We start from the raw sequence: 19,373 nt of genomic DNA, 5'->3' as shown, positions 1-19,373 counted from the left end.
AAATTGTTTTTAGTCTTCGACTGCGCTCAGACGGACATATATGTGTTTTAAAATAAAGTGTCTTGCAACCACAAACGCTGGTATTTACAGTTACTATCGTAGCGATTGGCTTGAAGTTTGACGTTAAACTTTCGGTCCCTTGGATCGTTACCAACGCCAGCAACATACATCCAATTACCATAATTGCTGTGCACATCGTAATCAAGAAGTAAACTCTCAAAATACGCTGCACCTATGCGCCAATCTAATTCCATGGATTTTGCAAAATAACTCGCTACATTTTGTCTACCACGATTACTCATCCAACCAGTTTTTTTAAGTTCGATCATATTCGCATTTACAAAAGGTTCAGGTGTTTTACCGTTTATCCAGTCGTTAATTTTTTGCTGATTTTTAGACCATTGGTAATCTTTGTTTAAAATTCCGTCGATTTTAAAGATTTGATTGCCAAATTTTAAAGAAACATATTTAAAATAGTCGCGCCAAATAAGTTCGAAAATAAGCCAATAGGTAGAATCGTTTTTAAAATGTGTTTTCTCGAACTGTTTGACTTGATAATAAATATGTTTAGCAGAAATGCTTCCGTTAGCTAACCAAGGAGAAAATTTTGAGCTAAAATCTTTACCAATCAATCCGTTACGAGTCTTTTTATAAACGCCTAATTTTTTAGTGTTGAAAAAATAATCTTCTAAACGTTTCAATGCTTCAGTTTCTCCACCTTTAAAAGAAAACGCAGAATTTGGGTGCACTTCAAAATCATCAAAACCTAAATCAGAAAGTGATGGAATTGAAGTTAGGTTTTCTATACTTTCTTTATTTACTTTTTCTGTTGATGAAGAAGTTTCTTGTCTAATTTCACTTCTTTTTTCACAAGCTTTTCTAAATTCGGTGAATACTTTAGGTAGTTGTTCTATACTGAAAGGAATATCTTCTGGATGATATAAAAACTGATTGTAGTTTGTTGAAATCTGAATGTGTTCAGGCAAATTTTCTTTCACCTTACTAAACACATTAACTTCTTCTTGCGTCCATTCTTCTTGTAAAAAAATATGGTTGACTTTATAGTTTTCTACCAAATCTGGAATACAATTTTCAGGTTTTATGGTATAAACGAATAATGGAATATTAAGTTGAGCTAGATTACTTTTTAAATCGGTTACAGTATCAATTAAAAATTTAGCTCTGTATTTTTCGGTTTTTTTAAAGCCTAACTGATCAACTTCAAATTGTCTTGGATCAAAGCAATATAAAGCGATGACACGATTATTACTTTTAATAGCGTTAGCTAATGACGAATTATCGTGAATTCTTAAATCGTTTCTAAACCAAACTAGGCTTGTGTTTTGTTTTTTCTGCATTTTTCGCTACAATATTTTACGTTGTTCCAATTTTTCTCCCATTTTTTTCGCCATGTAAAAGGTAGTTGGCAAACGGGACAAGTTTTTGTTGGTAAATGTTGTTTAGCTATTCCTTTAGGCATTGGCTAATTTGTTTATCATTCCGTTAAAAATAAATCCATGAAATGGTAAAACGCTATACCAATACAATCGTCCAGCAAGACCTTTTGGTCTAAAAGTAGCACGTTGGTAAACTTTACCTTTTGCAACTTGAAACTCTAACCAAGCTTCTCCTGGTAGTTTCATTTCGGCAAAAAGGATAAGGCGTTTTTGATCTTTATCGGCTAACAATACACGCCAAAAATCTAAAGCGTCGCCTGTATTAATTTCGGTTTGATTGGTACGACCACGACGTAAGCCAATGCCACCAACTAATTTGTCTAAATAACCTCTGATTTTCCACAACGTTGTACCGTAATACCATCCATTTTCACCACCAATTGCCCAAATTTTTTCAAGCGTTCGGTTTTCATCTCTTACCTGTCTTTCTTTTATGTCTTTAAAGCATCCAAATTTTGGAACTTTAAGGTATTTGGTTGAAACTCTTTTTTTGTTTCGGCTACTTATAAAGGCGTCTTTCCAACTGGAAATAATTTCATTTCCTTCAATTTTCACAAACGCATGTTTTACCGCTTCTTTGTAAGAAATAGGTTTGATATCTAAAAAAGTATTGATATTACTTTGTTTACCAATAATTTCTATTCCCATACTATTTACTAGAGAAGACGCTAATTTATACGACGTAGATGTTACAAAATACAACCAATAACTAGAAAGTTTTGGCGTCATTACTGGAACTGTAATAATGTATCGTTTTAAATTTCTAACCTGTCCAAATTGCAAAAGCATGTCTTTGTAAGTTAAAATTTCTGGCCCAAAAATGTCGTGAGATGTGTTGTACAATTCTTCTTTACCAAGTCCTTTGGTTAAAAACGCTAAAACGTCTCTAATGCCAATAGGTTGCGTTTTGGTATTTAACCATTTTGGCGCAATCATTACAGGAAGTTTTTCGACTAAATCTCTAATAATTTCGAAACTTGCGCTACCAGATCCAACAATAATTCCTGCCTTAAAAACGGTTAATGCATAAATGTTAGATTTTAAAGTGTCCTCTACGTTTTTTCTGGATAATAAATGTTTTGAGAGTTTAGTATCGTTGGTGATTCCGCTAAGGTAAATGACTTGTTTTACGTTAGTCGTTTCGATATAATTTTTGAAATTAACTGCACATTCTTCTTCTAATTTATGAAATTTGTCTACCGAATTTGACATAGAATGTATCAAATAATACGCTGCATCTATGTCCTTAGGTATATTTTTTAAAGTATCTGGTTTTAAAAAGTCGGCTTCGATAACATGAAGGTTTTTCTCGTCAGAGTATTTTTTTTCAGTTCGTAATTTTCCGCGTACAGCGCAAACAACGGTATGACCTTGCTCTAACAGTAACGGGATTATGCGCTTACCGATGTAACCTGTTGCTCCTGTTACTAATACTCTCATATTTTGGTTTTTAATGGTTAGTTTATAAAGTGTAATACTTATTGGTTGCCAACTGCTGTTTTAGGTCTTTGGTATTCTAATCGTTTTTCTAGAGTTGGAATAGCGTAAGTATCTAATCCATTTATGGTTGCAACCTTAGCTTTAGAAAGGTTTACAAAGCCATCATTTTCTAATAAATTATCGTTGATAAACAGGTTTTCAATTTCACCTAAAACAAGAATCGTGTCGTTTTCTTTAATGAAATATTCTTGTATAAATTTCATTTGAAGTTGAACAGGTGCGTCTTTTACAAAAGGTGCAAAACATTCATTTTTATATTCTGAATTGAGATTGGTCACTTCAAATTCTGAAATATTTGCATCGTATTTAGCCGAAGTATGATGCGCATCTTCAATTATTGATTTATGAATGTGATTAATCGTGTAAACGCCAGTTGCTTTTATGTTTTCGTAAGTGTTGCGTAAAACGGTTGTTGGTCTGCAAAAAAAGCCTAAAAGTGGCGGATTGCTACCAACGTGCGTTACCGAACTAAACACTGCAACGTTCTCGATATTATCTTTAGATTTTGTACCAATTAAATTAGCACTTTTAAATCCAGAAACGCTATTGATAAGGTTTATGCGATACAGATGATGCATTTCGTCTATGTGTTTTTTACTGAAATGCTTCATTATTTTAAATTTTGAAAGTTATTGATTTTGATGTCTTTAGCTTTTAAGTCGAACATTAAATTGTACAATCCAAAAAACGTACGGTTAATGTAAATAAAATGCTTAGATCCGCGATTACCGTTCATTTTTCTTAGTTCTGTGCTTTTACTGTAGCGTTGTCCCATTTCTGAAATAGCATTGAAAAATTCGGCGTCCGAAAAATCAAATGTATCGACATGAAAAGGTTTGGTGAATAGACTTAACAGTTCATGAAACATCGCCGAAAAGAACTCTAATTCTTCTTTACTATCATCTTTACGAAGTATTTCTAATTGAAACATTTTTTCTGTAAAAATAGATTGGTCTTCAAGACTTTCTTTTTGAGCTAACTCAAAATACGGAACGTAAAAATCCTCAGGAACTGTTTTCATGCAGCCAAAATCCAATGCAATAAGTTCGCCATTTTTAGACACTAAAAAGTTTCCGGGATGCGGATCTGCGTGTACTTTTTTAAGCACATGCATTTGGTACATATAAAAATCCCAAAGCGCTTGACCAATTTTATTTGCTACTTCTTGATTGGTATTGTGTGCAGTAAATTCAGAAAGGTGTTCGCCTTCCATCCAATCCATAGTAATGATACGCTCAGAAGACAAATCTTCGTAATACTCAGGAAATTTAAGGTTAGGAATGTGTTTACATGCATTTACAATTTCTTTACTTTGCTTAACTTCTAGTATGTAGTTAGTTTCTTCTACTAATTTATTTTCTACTTCTTTAAAATACTTATCGCTGTCTTTGCCTTTAATATTAAACATTTTAATAGCAATAGGTTTTACTAAAGCCAAATCGCTAGAAATACTTTCGGCAACACCAGGATATTGAATTTTCACAGCAAGTTTTTTCCCATCCTTTTCGGCTAAATGTACTTGTCCAATACTGGCTGCATTAACCGAATTAAGATTGAAGGTGTCAAAGATTTGGTTTGGTAGTTCACCAAAATATTTTTTAAACGTTTTTTTTACTAAAGGCGCGGATAATGGCGGCACAGAAAATTGCGCTAATGAGAATTTTTCTACATAGGCTTGTGGTAAGATGCTTTTTTCCATACTAAGCATTTGAGCCACTTTTAAAGCACTTCCTTTTAATTGTTTTAGGCTATCGTAAATATCTTCGGCATTATTTTTATTTAAATTTTCTTTAGCTTCTGCTTCGCTTTTAGTGATTTTGTCACCGTAGTATTTTAAATAATTAACACCAACTTTAGCTCCAGTAGATACTAATTTAGTAGCACGAGATATTTTTGAAACCGGTATTTTATCTATAGTTTTCAATAGTAATTTTTATTTGATGTCCATTTGGACTTTTTCTTTGTATATAAATTTTCCAAAATCTATCAAGCTTTTTAATGGCGCAATGTTTAAAACATCAAAGCTTGTATTTACAGATTTTTCGATAAAAATGTCTGTTTTTTCAAAAGATGCAGATGTGTCATCCATCCAAAATTTTAAAGTTAAAAGCAGTTGCATCCAAGCAGATTCTTGTAATGCTCTGTCTTGTAATTTATCTATTTGTTCTTGTTTGGTCTCGATTAGTTCGATACCTAACTGATGGATGTAATGCGTAAAATGTGATTTTAAATCTTTTAAAATCACATAGTTTTTAAGCTTGTTTTTATGCTGATTTAATGCATAAATAACATAACTTCTGTTAGCTGTTAAGTTTTCAAAAAAAGTGAAATAAAAACTTAGTAGTTTATTTCTAGGTTCGAAGTTTTGATAATCTTCGCTTGCTTCTAAAGCGTTTATGGTATTATCAAAAAAGGCTTTGAAGATACCTTTTTCTATAGCTTCAAAGTTACCAAAGTGCTCGTAAAATTTAGACTCTTCAAAATTATTTTCTTTTGCGAAAGCGTAAACAGTTTTAGGTTGCTTGTTGTGTTCTAGTACATAATCCATATAAAATGAGATAATGTTACTAGCTGATATATTTTTCTTTTTTGCCATTATATAAAAATTTAATAGCATAAAGATACAAAATGTTTAACTTATTAAAAGAATAGTTAAACAAAATTTAACAACACTTTGAATTATTATTTTGTTGTCTTGAAAGAATTATGGAGAATTACTGCAGAAACAGCACCTAAAATATGAGCAAAAATATATGAGACTACATGAGATAAATGACCAGTAAATAGAGCAGGAGCAATGGTGCGAACAGGATTCATAGAAGCTTTTGTCACTGGTCCAGCAAACATAGCTTCTAATAAAATAATACCACCAACTGCGATACCAGCCATAATGCCAACTTCTTTGCTGCCTTTAGCTATATTTATAATTACTGTCATTAAAATAAACGTAAGTATAAATTCTAAAATGGCAGCTTTATAGTTAGGAAAACCAGTTGCAGGAATACTTTCTCCTAAAGTTTTACTTTCTGGAAAAAGAAACCAAAGTAGAGCGATTGCTAAAGTTGCTCCGATTAATTGAAAGAAAGCATATTTAGGAACTTCTTTCCAAGCAAACGTTTTTGCAACAGCAAAACCAATAGACACCGCTGGATTAAAGTGTGCACCAGACGTTGCGCCAAATGCATAAATCATTGCCATTACAATTAATCCCCAAACGGAAGCCACGCCAACGTGAGAAATGCTTCCGTTTGTAACTTCGTTAATGGTCATTGCGCCACAACCACAAAAAATCATAGCAAATGTGCCAAGTAGCTCGGCAATATATTTTTTCATTTTAATGCTTTATTTGATTAAAAACATATTTCATTTCTGTAGCAATTTGATGGGAACGTTCTAAATATTTTTGATCTTGTAAATCGGTATTATCAAATAATTTTGGGTCTTCGTAAGTGATTGGTATACGTTTTTCGGCACCAGGAATAAATGGGCAACCTTGATCTGCGCTAGAGCAAGTCATAATTGCAGCAAAGTTTGATTTTGGATTAAACTTATGATCGTAAGTTTTAGAAAATCCAATAATTGGATGTGAATTGTTATCAAATTTTATACTGTAAATAGGATTGTTTCCTTCAGTTAGTGTTTCGATTTCAAATCCTGATTTTTCTAAAGTTTCAGCCACTTTAGGATACATTGCAGTAACTTCTGTTCCGCCAGAAAAACACGTAACATTTTCAATTTTAAAATAATGCGCTAAAGTTTGAGCCCAAATTTGTGATAAATGACTGCGTCTAGAGTTATGCGTGCAAATAAAATTAATGGTAATTGGCAAGTTTTTATCTACTTTATCTTGTATAAAAGATACAAGAGGTTGTAAAGTTTCTTTTCTGTCTTTAAATATTGTATTAGTATCTAAAGTTTTAATAAGGTCTTTGATTTGAGTAGTCATGATTACATTGAATTAACAGCAATTACCATCGGGAGAACAGCAAGGTTCGTTATTTAAATCTCTAAGGTTTATTTTCTGTTTTGGTTGTTGATTTTCAGGTATGCCACACTTGTCTTTAGCTAAACAATCTGTTTGTGTAGAGGTTAAGTTAAATATGCCATTATCAAATTCAAGTCCATACTTTTCTATACTATTTTCGCCTTGATATTCAACTTCGATGTCTAGATCTTTTAGGTTGAAAATATCTTCAGATAATTCTATAATATGAATCAGTTTTTCAGGATGTAATCTGTGATCGTAATCATTGGCATTCCACAGTTGAAAATTTACTTTACGTTCTTGTCTTACGGTTCCGCCGCAATCAATAAAATGTTTGGTGGTTTTACCAACTTCAGTCACATGAAAGTGTCTAGGCACTAATTGTCCGTTTGGCAATTTAAAAGCAATGGTATTTAATTGCTTAAGATGATTTTTTATGTCTTTTAATGTCATTTTTTATGTTTTAGCAACAACTTGTGTTGTTAGATTCTGTATTTAAAAATGCCGATATTGCAGTTTGCATTTTTGTCCAATTGTCTTGATGAATACAATAACAAACGCTAGTACCTTCTATCGTTCCTTGGATTAATCCTAAGTTTTTTAATTCTTTTAAATGTTGTGAAATTGTTGGTTGGGCTAAGCCAATTTCTTCTACCAAATCACCACATACGCAAGCATTAATTTTAAATAAATGTTGAATTATAGCTACTCGTGCAGGATGACCAAATGCTTTAAAATATGAAGCAAGTAGATTTTGCTGGTCTGTAAACATTTCGGTTTTGATTAATCCCATAATATATTTGTATATTTGTTTATAGCAATATTACGATTAATAAAATTAGCCGACAACTTTTTTTTCATTTTAAGGTTTTATTAACAAACTACAGATACGCATTGATTAATTTTATATTTGAAAACTTAAAACCAAAACATAATGAAAAAGTTATTTACTTTATTACTTGTTTTAACAGTTAGTTTTACTGTTAATGCACAAATTGAAACACCACAACCAAGTCCTTCACAAAAGATAGAGCAGAAGGTAGGTTTAACAGATGTGACTTTAGAATACTCTAGACCATCTATGAAAGGGAGAACAATTTTTGGAGACCTTGTTCCTCACGGAAAATTATGGCGTACAGGAGCAAATAAAAATACTACAGTTACTTTTAGTACAGATGTTACTATTGGAGGAAAAGCTGTAAAAGCAGGTACTTATGCTATTTTTACTAAGCCTAATGCTAATAATTGGGAAGTATTATTTTATAGTGATGCAAACAATTGGGGAACACCACAAAATTGGGATGAGAGCAAAGTTGCAGCTTCTGTTACAACTGAAGTTTACGAAATCCCAATGAACATAGAAACGTTTACAATTTCTTTTGATGATTTAACAAACGATTCTGCTGTAATAGGTATTATGTGGGAAAAAACATATGTTGGTGTAAAATTTGAAGTTCCTACAGATAAAGCAGTAACAGCTGCTATTACTAAAGTTATGAATGGTCCATCTGCAGACGATTATTATGCATCAGCACGTTACTATTTAGAATCAGGTAAAGACATTAATCAAGCTGTTGTTTGGATGGATAAAGCTGTAGAAATGACTAAAGACAATCCAAGATTTTGGTGGTTACGTCAGCAATCTTTAATCAAAGCAAAAGCTGGTGATAAAAAAGGAGCAATAAAAGCTGCAAAAGCAAGTTTAGAAGGTGCTGAAAAAGCAGGTAATGCAGATTACATTAAAATGAATAAAGACTCTTTAAAAGAATGGGGAGCAATGTAAATTTAGATCTTTAGATAGTTAGATATCTAGATTTTAAGATAAAAAAAGCGCAATTGGTTAGATTGCGCTTTTTTATTTTATATGGTAGAATTAACTATTTCTATTTTTGTTTAATTCATCTTGTAATTGACGTCTCACTTTTTGCTCACGTTCTAAAGCATTACGTCTGTGTTCTTCAAATTCTTCTTCAACTTCAGTTAACTTTTGTTTTGCTTCTTTAGTTATAGCATTACTATTTTTAAATCTAAAAATGAAGAATAGTAAGAACGCCAATAAACCAGCAATTATTGACCACATTAATACATTATAACCACTTTTACTCATTGCAATTCCAAATAAAGACATGCTGTCTTTTTCTTCATTAGTAGCTTCTAAGTTTGTTTTTGTAGTACTTAAATTAGTTTTAAGTTGGTCTATTTCTTCTTTTTGGGTAGTAACTGTTTTTTGAGTGTTTAATAATTCAGATTTAACAGCTTTTAAAGAGTCTAATGTGTGCGATTTTAACTTGTTTAACCAATCACGTTTTATGACTTCGTAAGTATTACCTCTGTCATCTCTCCAATTACTTGATTTTTGTATGACGTATTCAAATTGATTATCTAACGTTCCAGAATCTAAAGAAAGATTATCTTCTTCTGTAGTGTCTTGAGCAATTACTGAAATTGAAACTGTAAAAAATAAGAATAAAGCTGAAGTTAAGTTTTTGTATTTAAACATGTTAAGTTTTTAGTTTTAAGAAATTGTTTGTGTTTTATTTTAAAATCTTATCCATTAAGCGCCTTAAAGATAGCAAAAAGCCTCACAATTGCGAGGCTTTTCTATATACGTTTTTAAAATGTGTTTTGGATTTTAATAATATGTAAAACGTCTAACTTTAGCAATATATTTTGCTAATCTTATCACTTGGTGACTATATCCATACTCATTATCATACCAAACATAGATCACTGCATTTTTACCATCTTTTCTTACTATAGTTGCTTTACTGTCATAAATTGAAGGTGCAGAACTACCTATAATATCACTAGAAACAAGCTCGTCACTCATTTCGTATTTTATTTGTTCTACTAAATCACCTTCTAGAGCATATTTTTTTAATGTAGCGTTAATACCTTCTACAGATGTTTCGGTATCTAATTCTAAGTTTAAAATAGCTAAAGAACCGTTTGGTACAGGAACACGTATAGCACTTGATGTTAATTTACCTTCAAAACTTGGTAGAGCTTTAGATACAGCTTGTCCAGCACCAGTTTCTGTAATAACCATATTTAAAGCTGCAGCACGACCACGACGGTATTTTTTATGAAAATTATCGACTAAGTTTTGATCGTTTGTATAAGCGTGAATAGTTTCTAAATGTCCGCTTTTTACACCATAAGTATCTTCAATAGCTTTTAAAACTGGAGTAATAGCATTAGTTGTACAAGATGCTGCAGAGAAAATATCTATTTGATCTGGATTGTTTTCTAAATGATTTACACCATATACAATGTTTGGTATACCTTTACCTGGCGCAGTTAATAATACTTTGTCTGCTCCTTTAGAGTTTTTTAATCTAGTTAAGGCTTCTTTATCTCTAAATGCACCTGTATTATCTATAATTAAAGCATTATTAATACCGTAAGTTGTATAATCTATATCTTCTGGTTGGTTTGCTGCAATAATTTTTACTGTAGTTCCATTAATTATTAAAGCTTCATTTTTTAAATCTGCTCTTACAGTACCAGGAAATTCACCATGTACAGAATCGTTACGTAATAAAGAAGCACGTTTTTCTAAAACGGTTTGATCTAATTTACCGCGAGTAACAATTGCACGTAAGCGTAATTGACTTCCTTTACCAGTTCTAGTCATTAACTCTCTAGCTAGTAATCTACCAATACGACCAAAGCCATATAATACAACGTCTTTAGGAGTTACATCTTCTTTTTCTTTTGCGTCTTTTAATTTTTCGGCAACAAAAGACATTGCATTGCTGTATTTTTTTTCTTCTAAATGAAACTCGTAAGTAAGTTTACCAATATCTAATTTTGCAGCAGGAACATCAAGTGTTTTAATAGCTTGAGCAATTTCTACAGAATCAAAAATAGAGATAGGTTTTTGCACAAATTCGCCAGCGTATTCATGAAGATTTAAAATTTCAGAGACATTTCTGTCTATAAGCTGATTTCTAAAAAGTACAAGCTCTATTGATTTGTCATACCATAGATCGCTTACAATTTTAATAAATTCGACTGTTGCTCTTCTTCTGTCTGCTTGAAAAGCTAATTCGTTTTCGTAGGTTTCGTTAATCGACATTTTATTGTATTTAGTAATGTGTTGTTTAATTTATGAAACTGAATAGGTTAACAGTATTCAATTTTCATAATTTTCGGCAAAAGTATAGATTTCAAACGTTTTCGTAAAACAAAAAGTGATAAAAAAATAAAAGCACTTCAATTTTACATTGAAGTGCTTTTAAAACAAGATATAAAATTAAGATTTATCTTAATCCATAGCGCGTTTTTTCTCCTTTAGAATTTATTAGCTCGATACTTAAAGGTTTGTAAGGATCTCTATTTTCTAATATAGTTTTAACATCGTCTACTGAGTTTACCTCTGTGTTATTAATTGCTGTAATGATGTTTCCTTCTTCAATACCTTCGCTTATTAAATATTCTTTATAAGTACCATTTACTTTTGTGATTTTAACACCATTATCTAATTTAAACTTTTTAAGATCTTTAGGTTTTGCATTTTTAATTTCGCCAATCACAGGTAATATATAACGGTTGTTTTTTAATAAAGTAACTTTTACATCTTTAAGTGTTCCATCTCTTAAAATAGAAACTGTGACAACATCATTAGGTCTTTTTGTATTTAAAAAGCCTCTTAAGTCACTAAACTTATTAATTTTAATTCCGTCTATAGATTTGATAATATCACCACTTTTTAGTCCAGCAGCTTCTGCGCCAGTATCTTCTTCTATATCGTCAATGTAAAACCCTTCGGTTTCATTAACGCCTAACTTTTCGGCATAATTACTATTTAAAGTACCACCAACAACACCTAAAATACCGTTTTGTACATTACCAAATTCCATAATATCTTGCACCACTTTTTTTGCAATGTTACTAGGAACAGCAAACGAGTAACCAATGTAAGATCCCGTTTGAGAGCTAATAGCAGTATTAATCCCAACTAATTCACCTTTGGTATTAACTAATGCGCCACCAGAATTTCCAGGATTTACAGCTGCATCTGTTTGTATAAAAGATTGTGTGCTTTTACCACTTAAATCTCTTGATTTTGCACTAATAATACCAGCAGTAACTGTAGAAGTTAAATTAAAAGGATTACCGACAGCAAGAACCCATTCGCCAATTTTGGCCATATCACTATCACCAAAGGTAACGTAAGGTAAGTCTTGGTTTGTTTCTACTTTAAGTAAAGCGATATCTGTATTTGGATCGGCGCCAACTATGGTAGCTTCAAGAGTTTGATTATCGTTTAAAGTAACACTTAATTGTTCAGAATCTTCAATTACGTGGTTATTAGTAATAATGTAACCATCTGGAGATATAATAACACCACTACCAGTACCAAGTTGTCTTTGTTGTGGTATTCTACCATAAAATAAGTCTTGTAAAGTTGGCTTAGCATTGTTTAATGCTACGTTTTTTACGTGTACGACAGCATGTACAGTTTTTTCTGCAGCTGTAGAAAAGTCTATATTTTCGGCAGCAGCAAGAGAAGTGTTTGTACTACTGTAATTTGTTGGTAAAAACGATGGTTGTTCTACTTCGTTTTGTGTTGCAATTGTTTGTTCTTCTTTTTCAAGAAAGGTTTTATAAGTTCCAAGAGTAATTGCGCCTCCTAATACTGAAACTAAAACCAATGTTAAAAACTTCTTCATGTTCAATTTAGTTTAGAATTATTAGAATAACGATTAAAATTAATTAAATATTGAGTGGCTATTTCAACTTTAACTACTATTTAACAACATAAATAATACTATATTTGTGTTTCCAATTTTAGCCAAAAATGACTGTAAAATTTTATAAATATCAAGGTACAGGAAACGACTTTGTTATTGTTGACAATAGACAAAATGTATTTGACAAAAATGATACCAAACGCATTAAGTTTTTGTGTGACAGACGATTTGGCATTGGTGCAGATGGGTTAATTTTGCTAGAAAATGACAATACTTCAGATTTTAAAATGGTCTATTACAACGCAGATGGAAACGAAAGTACAATGTGCGGTAATGGTGGACGTTGTATTGTTGCTTTCGCGGAATTTTTAGGCATATTTAAAAATACAACCACTTTTAATGCTATAGATGGAATGCATACTGCTAAGATTGAAGACAATTTAGTTTATTTACAAATGAAAGATGTAGACACTATCCAAAGGTTTTCTACGCATCATTTTTTAGATACTGGATCACCACATCATGTACAGTTTGTAGAAGATTTAAAGACGTTTAATGTAAAAGCAGAAGGAGAAAAAATACGTTATGGCGCACCTTACAATCAGGCTGGTAGCAATGTTAATTTTGTTGAAAAAATCAATCAAAATACATTTGCTGTTCGTACTTATGAAAGAGGCGTAGAAGACGAAACTTTATCCTGCGGAACAGGTGTAACAGCAGTAGCAATTGCGATGTATGATTCTGGAGAAAGTACATCAAACACCATTAATCTAAATGTAGAAGGCGGACAATTAAAAGTGTCTTTTGACAAAGTTGGAAACACCTATAAAAATGTAATGTTAATTGGACCTGCAACTCAAGTTTTTAAAGGAGAAATAGAATGCTAACATTAACAGGAGAACATATTTATTTACGTGCTTTAGAACCTGAAGATTTAGAATTTATTTACCAAATAGAAAACGACGAATCCATTTGGGAAATAAGCAATACCATAACGCCTTATTCCAAATATTTAATTAAGCAATATCTAGAAAATGCCCATAAGGATATCTATGAAGTTAAACAGTTACGATTAGTTATATGCAACAATTTAGATAAAACAATTGGACTGATAGATTTGTTCGATTTTGATATAAAGAACAAACGTGCAGGAATTGGAATATTAGTAAAATCTGAAACCGAAAGACAAAAAGGCTACGGTAAAGAAGCTTTAAAACTTTTGGTTAATTACAGTTTTAAACACTTAAATTTACATCAATTATATTGTAACATTTCAGAAGACAATACAGCAAGTTTAACTCTTTTTAAAAATCAAGGATTTAAAGAAATAGGCTTGAAAAAAGATTGGAATCTTACTAACGGATCATATAAAAATGAATATTTATTTCAACTTATAAATAACAATGTATATTAAAAAAATACTTACAGCAATTGCACTTATAGGCTTAGTTATAGCTGGTTATTTTGCTTATTTTGTGTATAATGCAATGTTTAAGCCTAATACGGCATTTAACAATGATGTCGCTTACATTTATGTACCTTCTAACGCAACATACCAAGACGTTAGAGAACAATTAGAACCTTTATTAAAAGATATTGATAGTTTTGATGCATTAGCTGCACAAAAAAAATATACAACTCATATAAAAGCGGGTAGATTTCCTGTAAAAAAAGGAATGAGTAATAACGATATTATAAACTCTATAAGAAGTAATAACTTACCGATAAAGCTAAGTTTTAACAATCAAGAACGAATAGAAGATTTAGCAGGTCGTGTAGCTCAACAAATAGAGCCTGATAGTTTATCTTTACTTAATGCGATGTTAGATAGTAAATTTTTAAAGGATAAAAATTTTACTAAACAAACCGTTTTAAATATGTATGTGCCAAATACATATGAGTTTTTTTGGAATACTTCTCCCGAAGCTTTTAGAGACCGAATGTTAAAAGAATATTACCGTTTTTGGAATGATTCGCGTCAAGCAAAACGAAAAGCATTAAAGCTATCGGTAAACGAAGTATTAACAATAGCTTCTATAGTACAAAAAGAAACTGCTAAAATAGACGAAAGACCAAGAGTTGCAGGTGTATATTTAAATAGAATTAGAAAAGGTTGGCCTCTTGAAGCCGATCCTACTGTGATTTATGCTAAAAAATTACATGAAAATAATTTTAATCAAGTTATTAAAAGAGTGTTATACAAGGATTTAGAAATAGACTCAAAATATAATACTTATAAATATCCAGGTATTCCACCAGGTCCAATTACAATGCCAGATGTTTCTGCGATAGATGCTGTTTTAAATCCAGAAAAACATGATTATATGTTTTTTGTTGCAGATGTATCAAACTTTGGATATCATAAATTTGCTAAAACTTTAGCGCAGCATAATGCAAACAAACGTTTGTATACCCAATGGATTAGTCGTCAAGGAATAAATAGATAGGTTGTATAAATTTTTAATTTTTGCTTTCTTTACTTTAAGCTTTGTTAATGGACAAACAAAGTCAGATTTGTTTTTTACACCAAGTGACACGTTACATGTAAAAAGAAAAAATGCAGTAATACTAACAGAAAGTACTCTTGGCGGATTAACATTATTAGGCTTAAATCAATTATGGTATTCAGACTATGAAAGGTCTAAATTTCATACCATTAATGATAATTCAGAATGGTTTCAAATGGATAAGCTAGGACACACATTTACAGCTTATCATTTAGGAAGATTTGGTGCTCAAACATTAAATTGGGCAGGCGTAAGCAAGAAAAATCAGTTAATTTATGGTGGCTCATTAGGGTTTATGTTTTTAACTGGAGTCGAAGTTTTAGATGGATTTTCTGAAGAATGGGGATTTTCTTGGGGAGATTTTTTTGCAAATGCTACTGGAAGTAGTTTATATATTGGCCAAGAGTTGCTTTGGGATGAGCAACGTGTGACTTTAAAATATTCTTTTTCTAAATCAAAATACGCTAATTTAAATCCAAATAAGTTAGGAAGCTCGTTTACAGAACAACTACTTAAAGATTATAATGGGCAAACGTATTGGCTTAGTATAAATTTATATTCGTTTTTTAAATCTAGTAAAATACCTAAATGGTTAAATGTTGCAGTAGGATACAGTGCAGATGGATTATTATATGGAAGTAAAGAGTTGCAGCAAAATTTTTTTCCGGATCAAAAAAGACAACGACAAATTTTACTTAGTCTGGATCTAGATTTAACTAAAGTAGAAACCAATTCTACGTTTTTAAAACAATTTTTTAATGTAGTTAATGTTATAAAAATCCCGTTTCCAACACTTCAATTTAACTCTAACGGACACGTTACAGGACACTTAGTCTACTTTTAACAAACCTTAACATATTGATTTTCAGTATTAAATAATTTGTTGTATATTTGCACGCTGAAATTTTAACCAGAACTGCAAAACTGCATTTGGTTATAAATCTAAACAAATGAAAAAAAATATTGGAAAGATATTATCGCTAGTACTTACAATATCAATTTTATTAATTGTTGTTTTTTACAATACAAACACTAAAATTGTAATAAAAAATTCAACTCCAATTGTAGAAAAAGTTAACAATCAATCTTCCGATTTAGCTTCTTTAGAAGTAAAACAACTTAAAGAGCAGTACACACCACATTTAGGAAAATCTTTCGCAGGATTTAAAGAAGCTTTAGGATTTAAAGAATCGCAAAACAATTACTTTAGAGTTAACAAATTTGGTTACTTAGGAAAATATCAATTTGGTAAAGGCACTTTAAAACTAATTGGAATTTATGATCCAAATTTATTTTTAAATACTCCAGAATTACAAGAAAAAGCATTTATAGCAAATGCACAGCGTAATAAATGGGTATTAAGAAGAGATATTAAGCGTTTTGATGGAAAGTACATTAATGGAGTAAAAATCACTGAGTCTGGTATTCTTGCAGCTGCTCATTTAGCTGGTCCAGGAAGTGTGAAAAAGTATTTAAGAAGCTATGGTAAAGAAGGATTTTCTGATGCTTTTGGTACGTCTATCAGATATTATATGAAAAAGTTTTCTGGTTACGATACTTCGTCTATTAAACCGTTAAAAAAAGTTAAAGTTTCTTATAAAAGAGCTTAATATTTTTTAAGCCTTATGAATTATAAATAGTGTTGGTCTTTTATGTAGATCAACGCTATTTTTTTTCCATTGTAAAACAGTTTGAGTTTTTATATATTCACTATCTAAAGTAATATCGCAAGCGACACAAATTAAGCAATCACTACTTAACGTATTGCATAGATCTTCTAATAGTTTATTATTTCTGTAAGGTGTTTCGATAAAGGATTGAGATTGATTGTAATCTTTACTTAAACGTTCTAATCGTTTGATTTCAGATTTTCTCTCGTGTTTATCAATTGGTAAATATCCATTAAAAGCAAAGGATTGTCCATTCATTCCAGAAGCCATCATAGCTAGTAGGATAGAAGATGGGCCAACTAACGGAATAACTTTAATGTTTTTTTGATGCGCTAGTTTTACAATATCTGCTCCAGGATCTGCTACGCCAGGACAACCAGCATCTGATAATAAACCAATTGTTTTACCTTCTAAACAAGGTTTAATAAAATTAGGTAAATCTTCAGGTTGTGTATGTTTATTTAATTCGAAAAGTGTTAAACTTGGTTGAGATTTTTCAGGAGAAATACTTTTAATAAATTTTCTAGCAGCTTTAGAGTTTTCAACAATAAAGGTGTCTAAACTATCAATAATTGTTTTTACTTGAGACGGTAAAACATCAAAAGGGTTAGTATCTCCTAAAGTATTTGGTATTAAATAAAGTTTTCCCTTATCCATTTTTATAGACTATTTAAACGATTGGCAATAATTTCACAAGCATTATCTAGCATGTTGTAAACATTTTCAAAACCTTTATCGCCACCATAATAAGGATCTGGTACATCTAAGTTTTTATCAGGAAAACTTTCGTTTAGAATTAGTTTTACTTTTTCTATTTGTTGATTAGATTCTGCTAAAGCAATTATATTTTGATAATTTGAGTTGTCCATAGCATAGATAAAATCAAAGTCTTCAAAATCTTGTCTTGTAAATTTTCTTGCGCGTTGGTTAGTGATGTTTAATCCATTTTGTCTTGCTACAGCAATAGACCTTGGATCTGGTTTGTTACCAACATGGTATGCTGCTGTACCAGCAGAATCTACAATAAAATGACTATCTAATTTTGATTTTAAAATACCTTCTGCTAACGGAGAACGACAAATGTTTCCTAAGCAAACCATCAAAATTTTAGTCATAAAATTTAAAATTTAAACTGAAAGTTTTTTATTTAAATCCTCTACGTATTTTCTAAATTGTTTGTCTGTAGAAGATAAGTTGTCTACAGTTTTGCAAGCATGTAATACTGTAGCATGATCACGTTTTCCTATTTGCGAACCAATACTAGCTAAAGAAGCTTTGGTATATTTTTTTGCAAAAAACATAGCTAATTGTCTAGCTTGTACAATATGTCTTTTTCTTGTTTTAGATTGTAGTGTATCTACATCCATTTGGAAGTAGTCTGATACAATCTTTTGTATGTAATCTATTGATACTTCGCGTTTTGTGTTTTTAACAAACTTTTCTACAACTTGTTTAGCTAGATCAATATTAACTTCCTTTTTATTAAATGAAGATTGAGCAATTAAAGAGATTATTGCACCTTCTAATTCTCTAATATTAGTTTTAATATTTTTTGCAACATATTCTACTATATCGTCAGGCATTTCAACACCATCTCTATATAGTTTGTTTTTTAGAATAGAAACTCTTGTTTCAAAATCTGGAGCTTGTAATTCAGCAGATAATCCCCATTTAAAACGAGATAATAAACGTTGTTCTATATCTTGCATATCTACAGGCGCTTTGTCACTTGTTAAAATAACTTGCTTTCCGTTTTGATGCAAATGGTTAAATATATGGAAGAATACATCTTGTGTACCAGATTTACCTGATAAAAATTGTACATCGTCAATAATTAATACATCTACTAATTGGTAAAAATGTATAAAATCATTTCTGTTATTCTTTTTTACTGAATCTATATATTGTTGTGTAAATTTTTCAGCAGAAATGTAAAGAACAGTTTTCTCTGGATACTTATCTTTAATATCCACACCAATAGCATGTGCTAAGTGTGTTTTCCCTAATCCAACGCCACCAAACACTAATAAAGGATTAAACGATGTTCCTCCAGGTTTAGCAGATACTGCTAATCCAGCACTTCTTGCTAAACGGTTAGAATCTCCTTCTAAAAAGTTTTCAAAATTATAATTAGGATTTAATTGAGATTCTATCTTAACATTTCTAATTCCAGGAATTACAAATGGATTTTTAAGTTCAGGATTCTTATTGTTTAAAGGTACATCAACATCTTGAGATTTTACTGCAGTACGACTAGTACTTGGTATTTTCTCTGTAAATGGTTGTTTGTTACCGTAAGTGTTTTCCATTTTAATAATGTAAACCAACTTAGCAGTATCACCTAACTCTTTTGTTAAAGCAACTTTTAATAATTTAACATAATGCTCTTCTAACCACTCGTAAAAAAATTTACTTGGGACTTGAATACTTAAAGCATTATCTGTAAGCTTTACCGCAACAATTGGTTCAAACCAAGTTTTATATGCTTGAGGTTGGATGTTATCTTTTATAAACAGGAGACAATTATTCCATACCGATTGCGCAGTTATACTCAT

General features: G+C 31.1%; 22 protein-coding genes. 6 read left to right on the top strand and 16 right to left on the bottom strand.

Annotated features, from left to right (window positions below; all coding sequences use genetic code 11):
• Positions 1-47: 47 nt before the first annotated feature.
• From IFB02_RS00110 to IFB02_RS00065, 10 genes are all read right to left on the bottom strand, one after another.
• The gene (locus IFB02_RS00110) at positions 48-1,358 is read right to left on the bottom strand and encodes a DASH family cryptochrome (RefSeq protein ID WP_106688994.1); all 1,311 of its coding nucleotides are present in this window, start codon (positions 1,356-1,358) and stop codon (positions 48-50) included.
• Positions 1,331-1,468, bottom strand: coding sequence for a DUF2256 domain-containing protein (locus tag IFB02_RS00105; RefSeq protein ID WP_206078159.1), 138 nt, complete (start codon positions 1,466-1,468; stop codon positions 1,331-1,333). Before IFB02_RS00105 ends, IFB02_RS00110 begins: the two co-directional genes overlap by 28 nt.
• Positions 1,469-1,472: 4 nt before the next feature.
• On the bottom strand, positions 1,473-2,897 hold the full coding sequence (locus IFB02_RS00100; protein WP_106688992.1) for an SDR family oxidoreductase: 1,425 nt from the start codon (positions 2,895-2,897) through the stop codon (positions 1,473-1,475).
• A 38-nt stretch (positions 2,898-2,935) separates the two neighbouring features.
• Positions 2,936-3,568, bottom strand: coding sequence for a flavin reductase family protein (locus tag IFB02_RS00095; protein WP_106688991.1), 633 nt, complete (start codon positions 3,566-3,568; stop codon positions 2,936-2,938).
• Complete coding sequence (locus tag IFB02_RS00090) at positions 3,568-4,881, bottom strand: ABC1 kinase family protein (RefSeq protein ID WP_106688990.1); 1,314 nt, start codon at positions 4,879-4,881, stop codon at positions 3,568-3,570. Before IFB02_RS00090 ends, IFB02_RS00095 begins: the two co-directional genes overlap by 1 nt.
• A 9-nt stretch (positions 4,882-4,890) precedes the next feature.
• A complete protein-coding gene (locus IFB02_RS00085) occupies positions 4,891-5,553 on the bottom strand; it encodes a TetR family transcriptional regulator C-terminal domain-containing protein (RefSeq protein WP_106688989.1) in 663 nt (220 codons plus the stop codon).
• Positions 5,554-5,639: 86 nt separating this feature from the next.
• The gene (locus tag IFB02_RS00080) at positions 5,640-6,290 is read right to left on the bottom strand and encodes an MIP/aquaporin family protein (RefSeq protein WP_106688988.1); all 651 of its coding nucleotides are present in this window, start codon (positions 6,288-6,290) and stop codon (positions 5,640-5,642) included.
• 1 nt (position 6,291) lies between these two features.
• Entirely contained in the window at positions 6,292-6,903 is a 612-nt protein-coding gene (locus IFB02_RS00075; protein ID WP_106688987.1) for an arsenate-mycothiol transferase ArsC, read from the bottom strand.
• Between the two features lie 12 nt (positions 6,904-6,915).
• The gene (locus IFB02_RS00070; RefSeq protein ID WP_106688986.1) at positions 6,916-7,395 is read right to left on the bottom strand and encodes a DUF6428 family protein; all 480 of its coding nucleotides are present in this window, start codon (positions 7,393-7,395) and stop codon (positions 6,916-6,918) included.
• A 10-nt stretch (positions 7,396-7,405) separates the two neighbouring features.
• Complete coding sequence (locus IFB02_RS00065; protein ID WP_106688985.1) at positions 7,406-7,735, bottom strand: ArsR/SmtB family transcription factor; 330 nt, start codon at positions 7,733-7,735, stop codon at positions 7,406-7,408.
• 141 nt (positions 7,736-7,876) lie between these two features.
• Here IFB02_RS00065 and IFB02_RS00060 point away from each other — a divergent pair, with 141 nt between their 5' ends.
• Complete coding sequence (locus IFB02_RS00060; RefSeq protein ID WP_106688984.1) at positions 7,877-8,725, top strand: DUF2911 domain-containing protein; 849 nt, start codon at positions 7,877-7,879, stop codon at positions 8,723-8,725.
• A gap of 90 nt (positions 8,726-8,815) precedes the next feature.
• Here IFB02_RS00060 and IFB02_RS00055 read toward each other — a convergent pair whose 3' ends face one another.
• The 3 genes from IFB02_RS00055 to IFB02_RS00045 form a co-directional block, all read right to left on the bottom strand.
• Positions 8,816-9,442: a tRNA (guanine-N1)-methyltransferase gene (locus IFB02_RS00055; RefSeq protein WP_106688983.1), complete on the bottom strand. Its 627-nt coding sequence runs from the start codon at positions 9,440-9,442 to the stop codon at positions 8,816-8,818.
• Positions 9,443-9,574: 132 nt separating this feature from the next.
• On the bottom strand, positions 9,575-11,023 hold the full coding sequence (locus tag IFB02_RS00050) for a glyceraldehyde-3-phosphate dehydrogenase (RefSeq protein ID WP_106688982.1): 1,449 nt from the start codon (positions 11,021-11,023) through the stop codon (positions 9,575-9,577).
• A gap of 184 nt (positions 11,024-11,207) precedes the next feature.
• Entirely contained in the window at positions 11,208-12,620 is a 1,413-nt protein-coding gene (locus IFB02_RS00045) for a trypsin-like peptidase domain-containing protein (protein ID WP_106688981.1), read from the bottom strand.
• Between the two features lie 128 nt (positions 12,621-12,748).
• Here IFB02_RS00045 and dapF point away from each other — a divergent pair, with 128 nt between their 5' ends.
• The 5 genes from dapF (at position 12,749) to IFB02_RS00020 (ending at position 16,758) form a co-directional block, all read left to right on the top strand.
• A complete protein-coding gene (gene dapF / locus IFB02_RS00040) occupies positions 12,749-13,528 on the top strand; it encodes a diaminopimelate epimerase (RefSeq protein ID WP_106688980.1) in 780 nt (259 codons plus the stop codon).
• Positions 13,522-14,055: a GNAT family N-acetyltransferase gene (locus IFB02_RS00035; RefSeq protein WP_106688979.1), complete on the top strand. Its 534-nt coding sequence runs from the start codon at positions 13,522-13,524 to the stop codon at positions 14,053-14,055. Before dapF ends, IFB02_RS00035 begins: the two co-directional genes overlap by 7 nt.
• Positions 14,045-15,088, top strand: coding sequence for an endolytic transglycosylase MltG (gene mltG / locus IFB02_RS00030; RefSeq protein WP_191072881.1), 1,044 nt, complete (start codon positions 14,045-14,047; stop codon positions 15,086-15,088). Before IFB02_RS00035 ends, mltG begins: the two co-directional genes overlap by 11 nt.
• A 67-nt stretch (positions 15,089-15,155) precedes the next feature.
• Positions 15,156-15,992, top strand: a complete 837-nt coding sequence (locus tag IFB02_RS00025) for a DUF2279 domain-containing protein (RefSeq protein ID WP_223878852.1) — start codon at positions 15,156-15,158, stop codon at positions 15,990-15,992.
• A 106-nt stretch (positions 15,993-16,098) separates the two neighbouring features.
• Positions 16,099-16,758: a peptidoglycan-binding protein LysM gene (locus IFB02_RS00020; RefSeq protein WP_191072879.1), complete on the top strand. Its 660-nt coding sequence runs from the start codon at positions 16,099-16,101 to the stop codon at positions 16,756-16,758.
• A 6-nt stretch (positions 16,759-16,764) separates the two neighbouring features.
• Here IFB02_RS00020 and IFB02_RS00015 read toward each other — a convergent pair whose 3' ends face one another.
• From IFB02_RS00015 to dnaA, 3 genes are read right to left on the bottom strand one after another with little or no spacing between them, the layout of a single operon-like run.
• Positions 16,765-17,475, bottom strand: coding sequence for an SAM-dependent methyltransferase (locus tag IFB02_RS00015; protein ID WP_106688975.1), 711 nt, complete (start codon positions 17,473-17,475; stop codon positions 16,765-16,767).
• 2 nt (positions 17,476-17,477) lie between these two features.
• Positions 17,478-17,933, bottom strand: a complete 456-nt coding sequence (locus IFB02_RS00010; RefSeq protein ID WP_106688974.1) for a low molecular weight protein-tyrosine-phosphatase — start codon at positions 17,931-17,933, stop codon at positions 17,478-17,480.
• 12 nt (positions 17,934-17,945) lie between these two features.
• On the bottom strand, positions 17,946-19,373 hold the full coding sequence (gene dnaA / locus IFB02_RS00005; protein WP_106688973.1) for a chromosomal replication initiator protein DnaA: 1,428 nt from the start codon (positions 19,371-19,373) through the stop codon (positions 17,946-17,948).

The sequence above is a fragment of the Mesoflavibacter profundi genome (genome assembly GCF_014764305.1).
GTDB classification, from domain to species: domain Bacteria; phylum Bacteroidota; class Bacteroidia; order Flavobacteriales; family Flavobacteriaceae; genus Mesoflavibacter; species Mesoflavibacter profundi.
The sequence above is the reverse complement of the archived record's forward strand: the minus strand, read 5'-3'. Positions and strand labels throughout refer to the sequence as shown.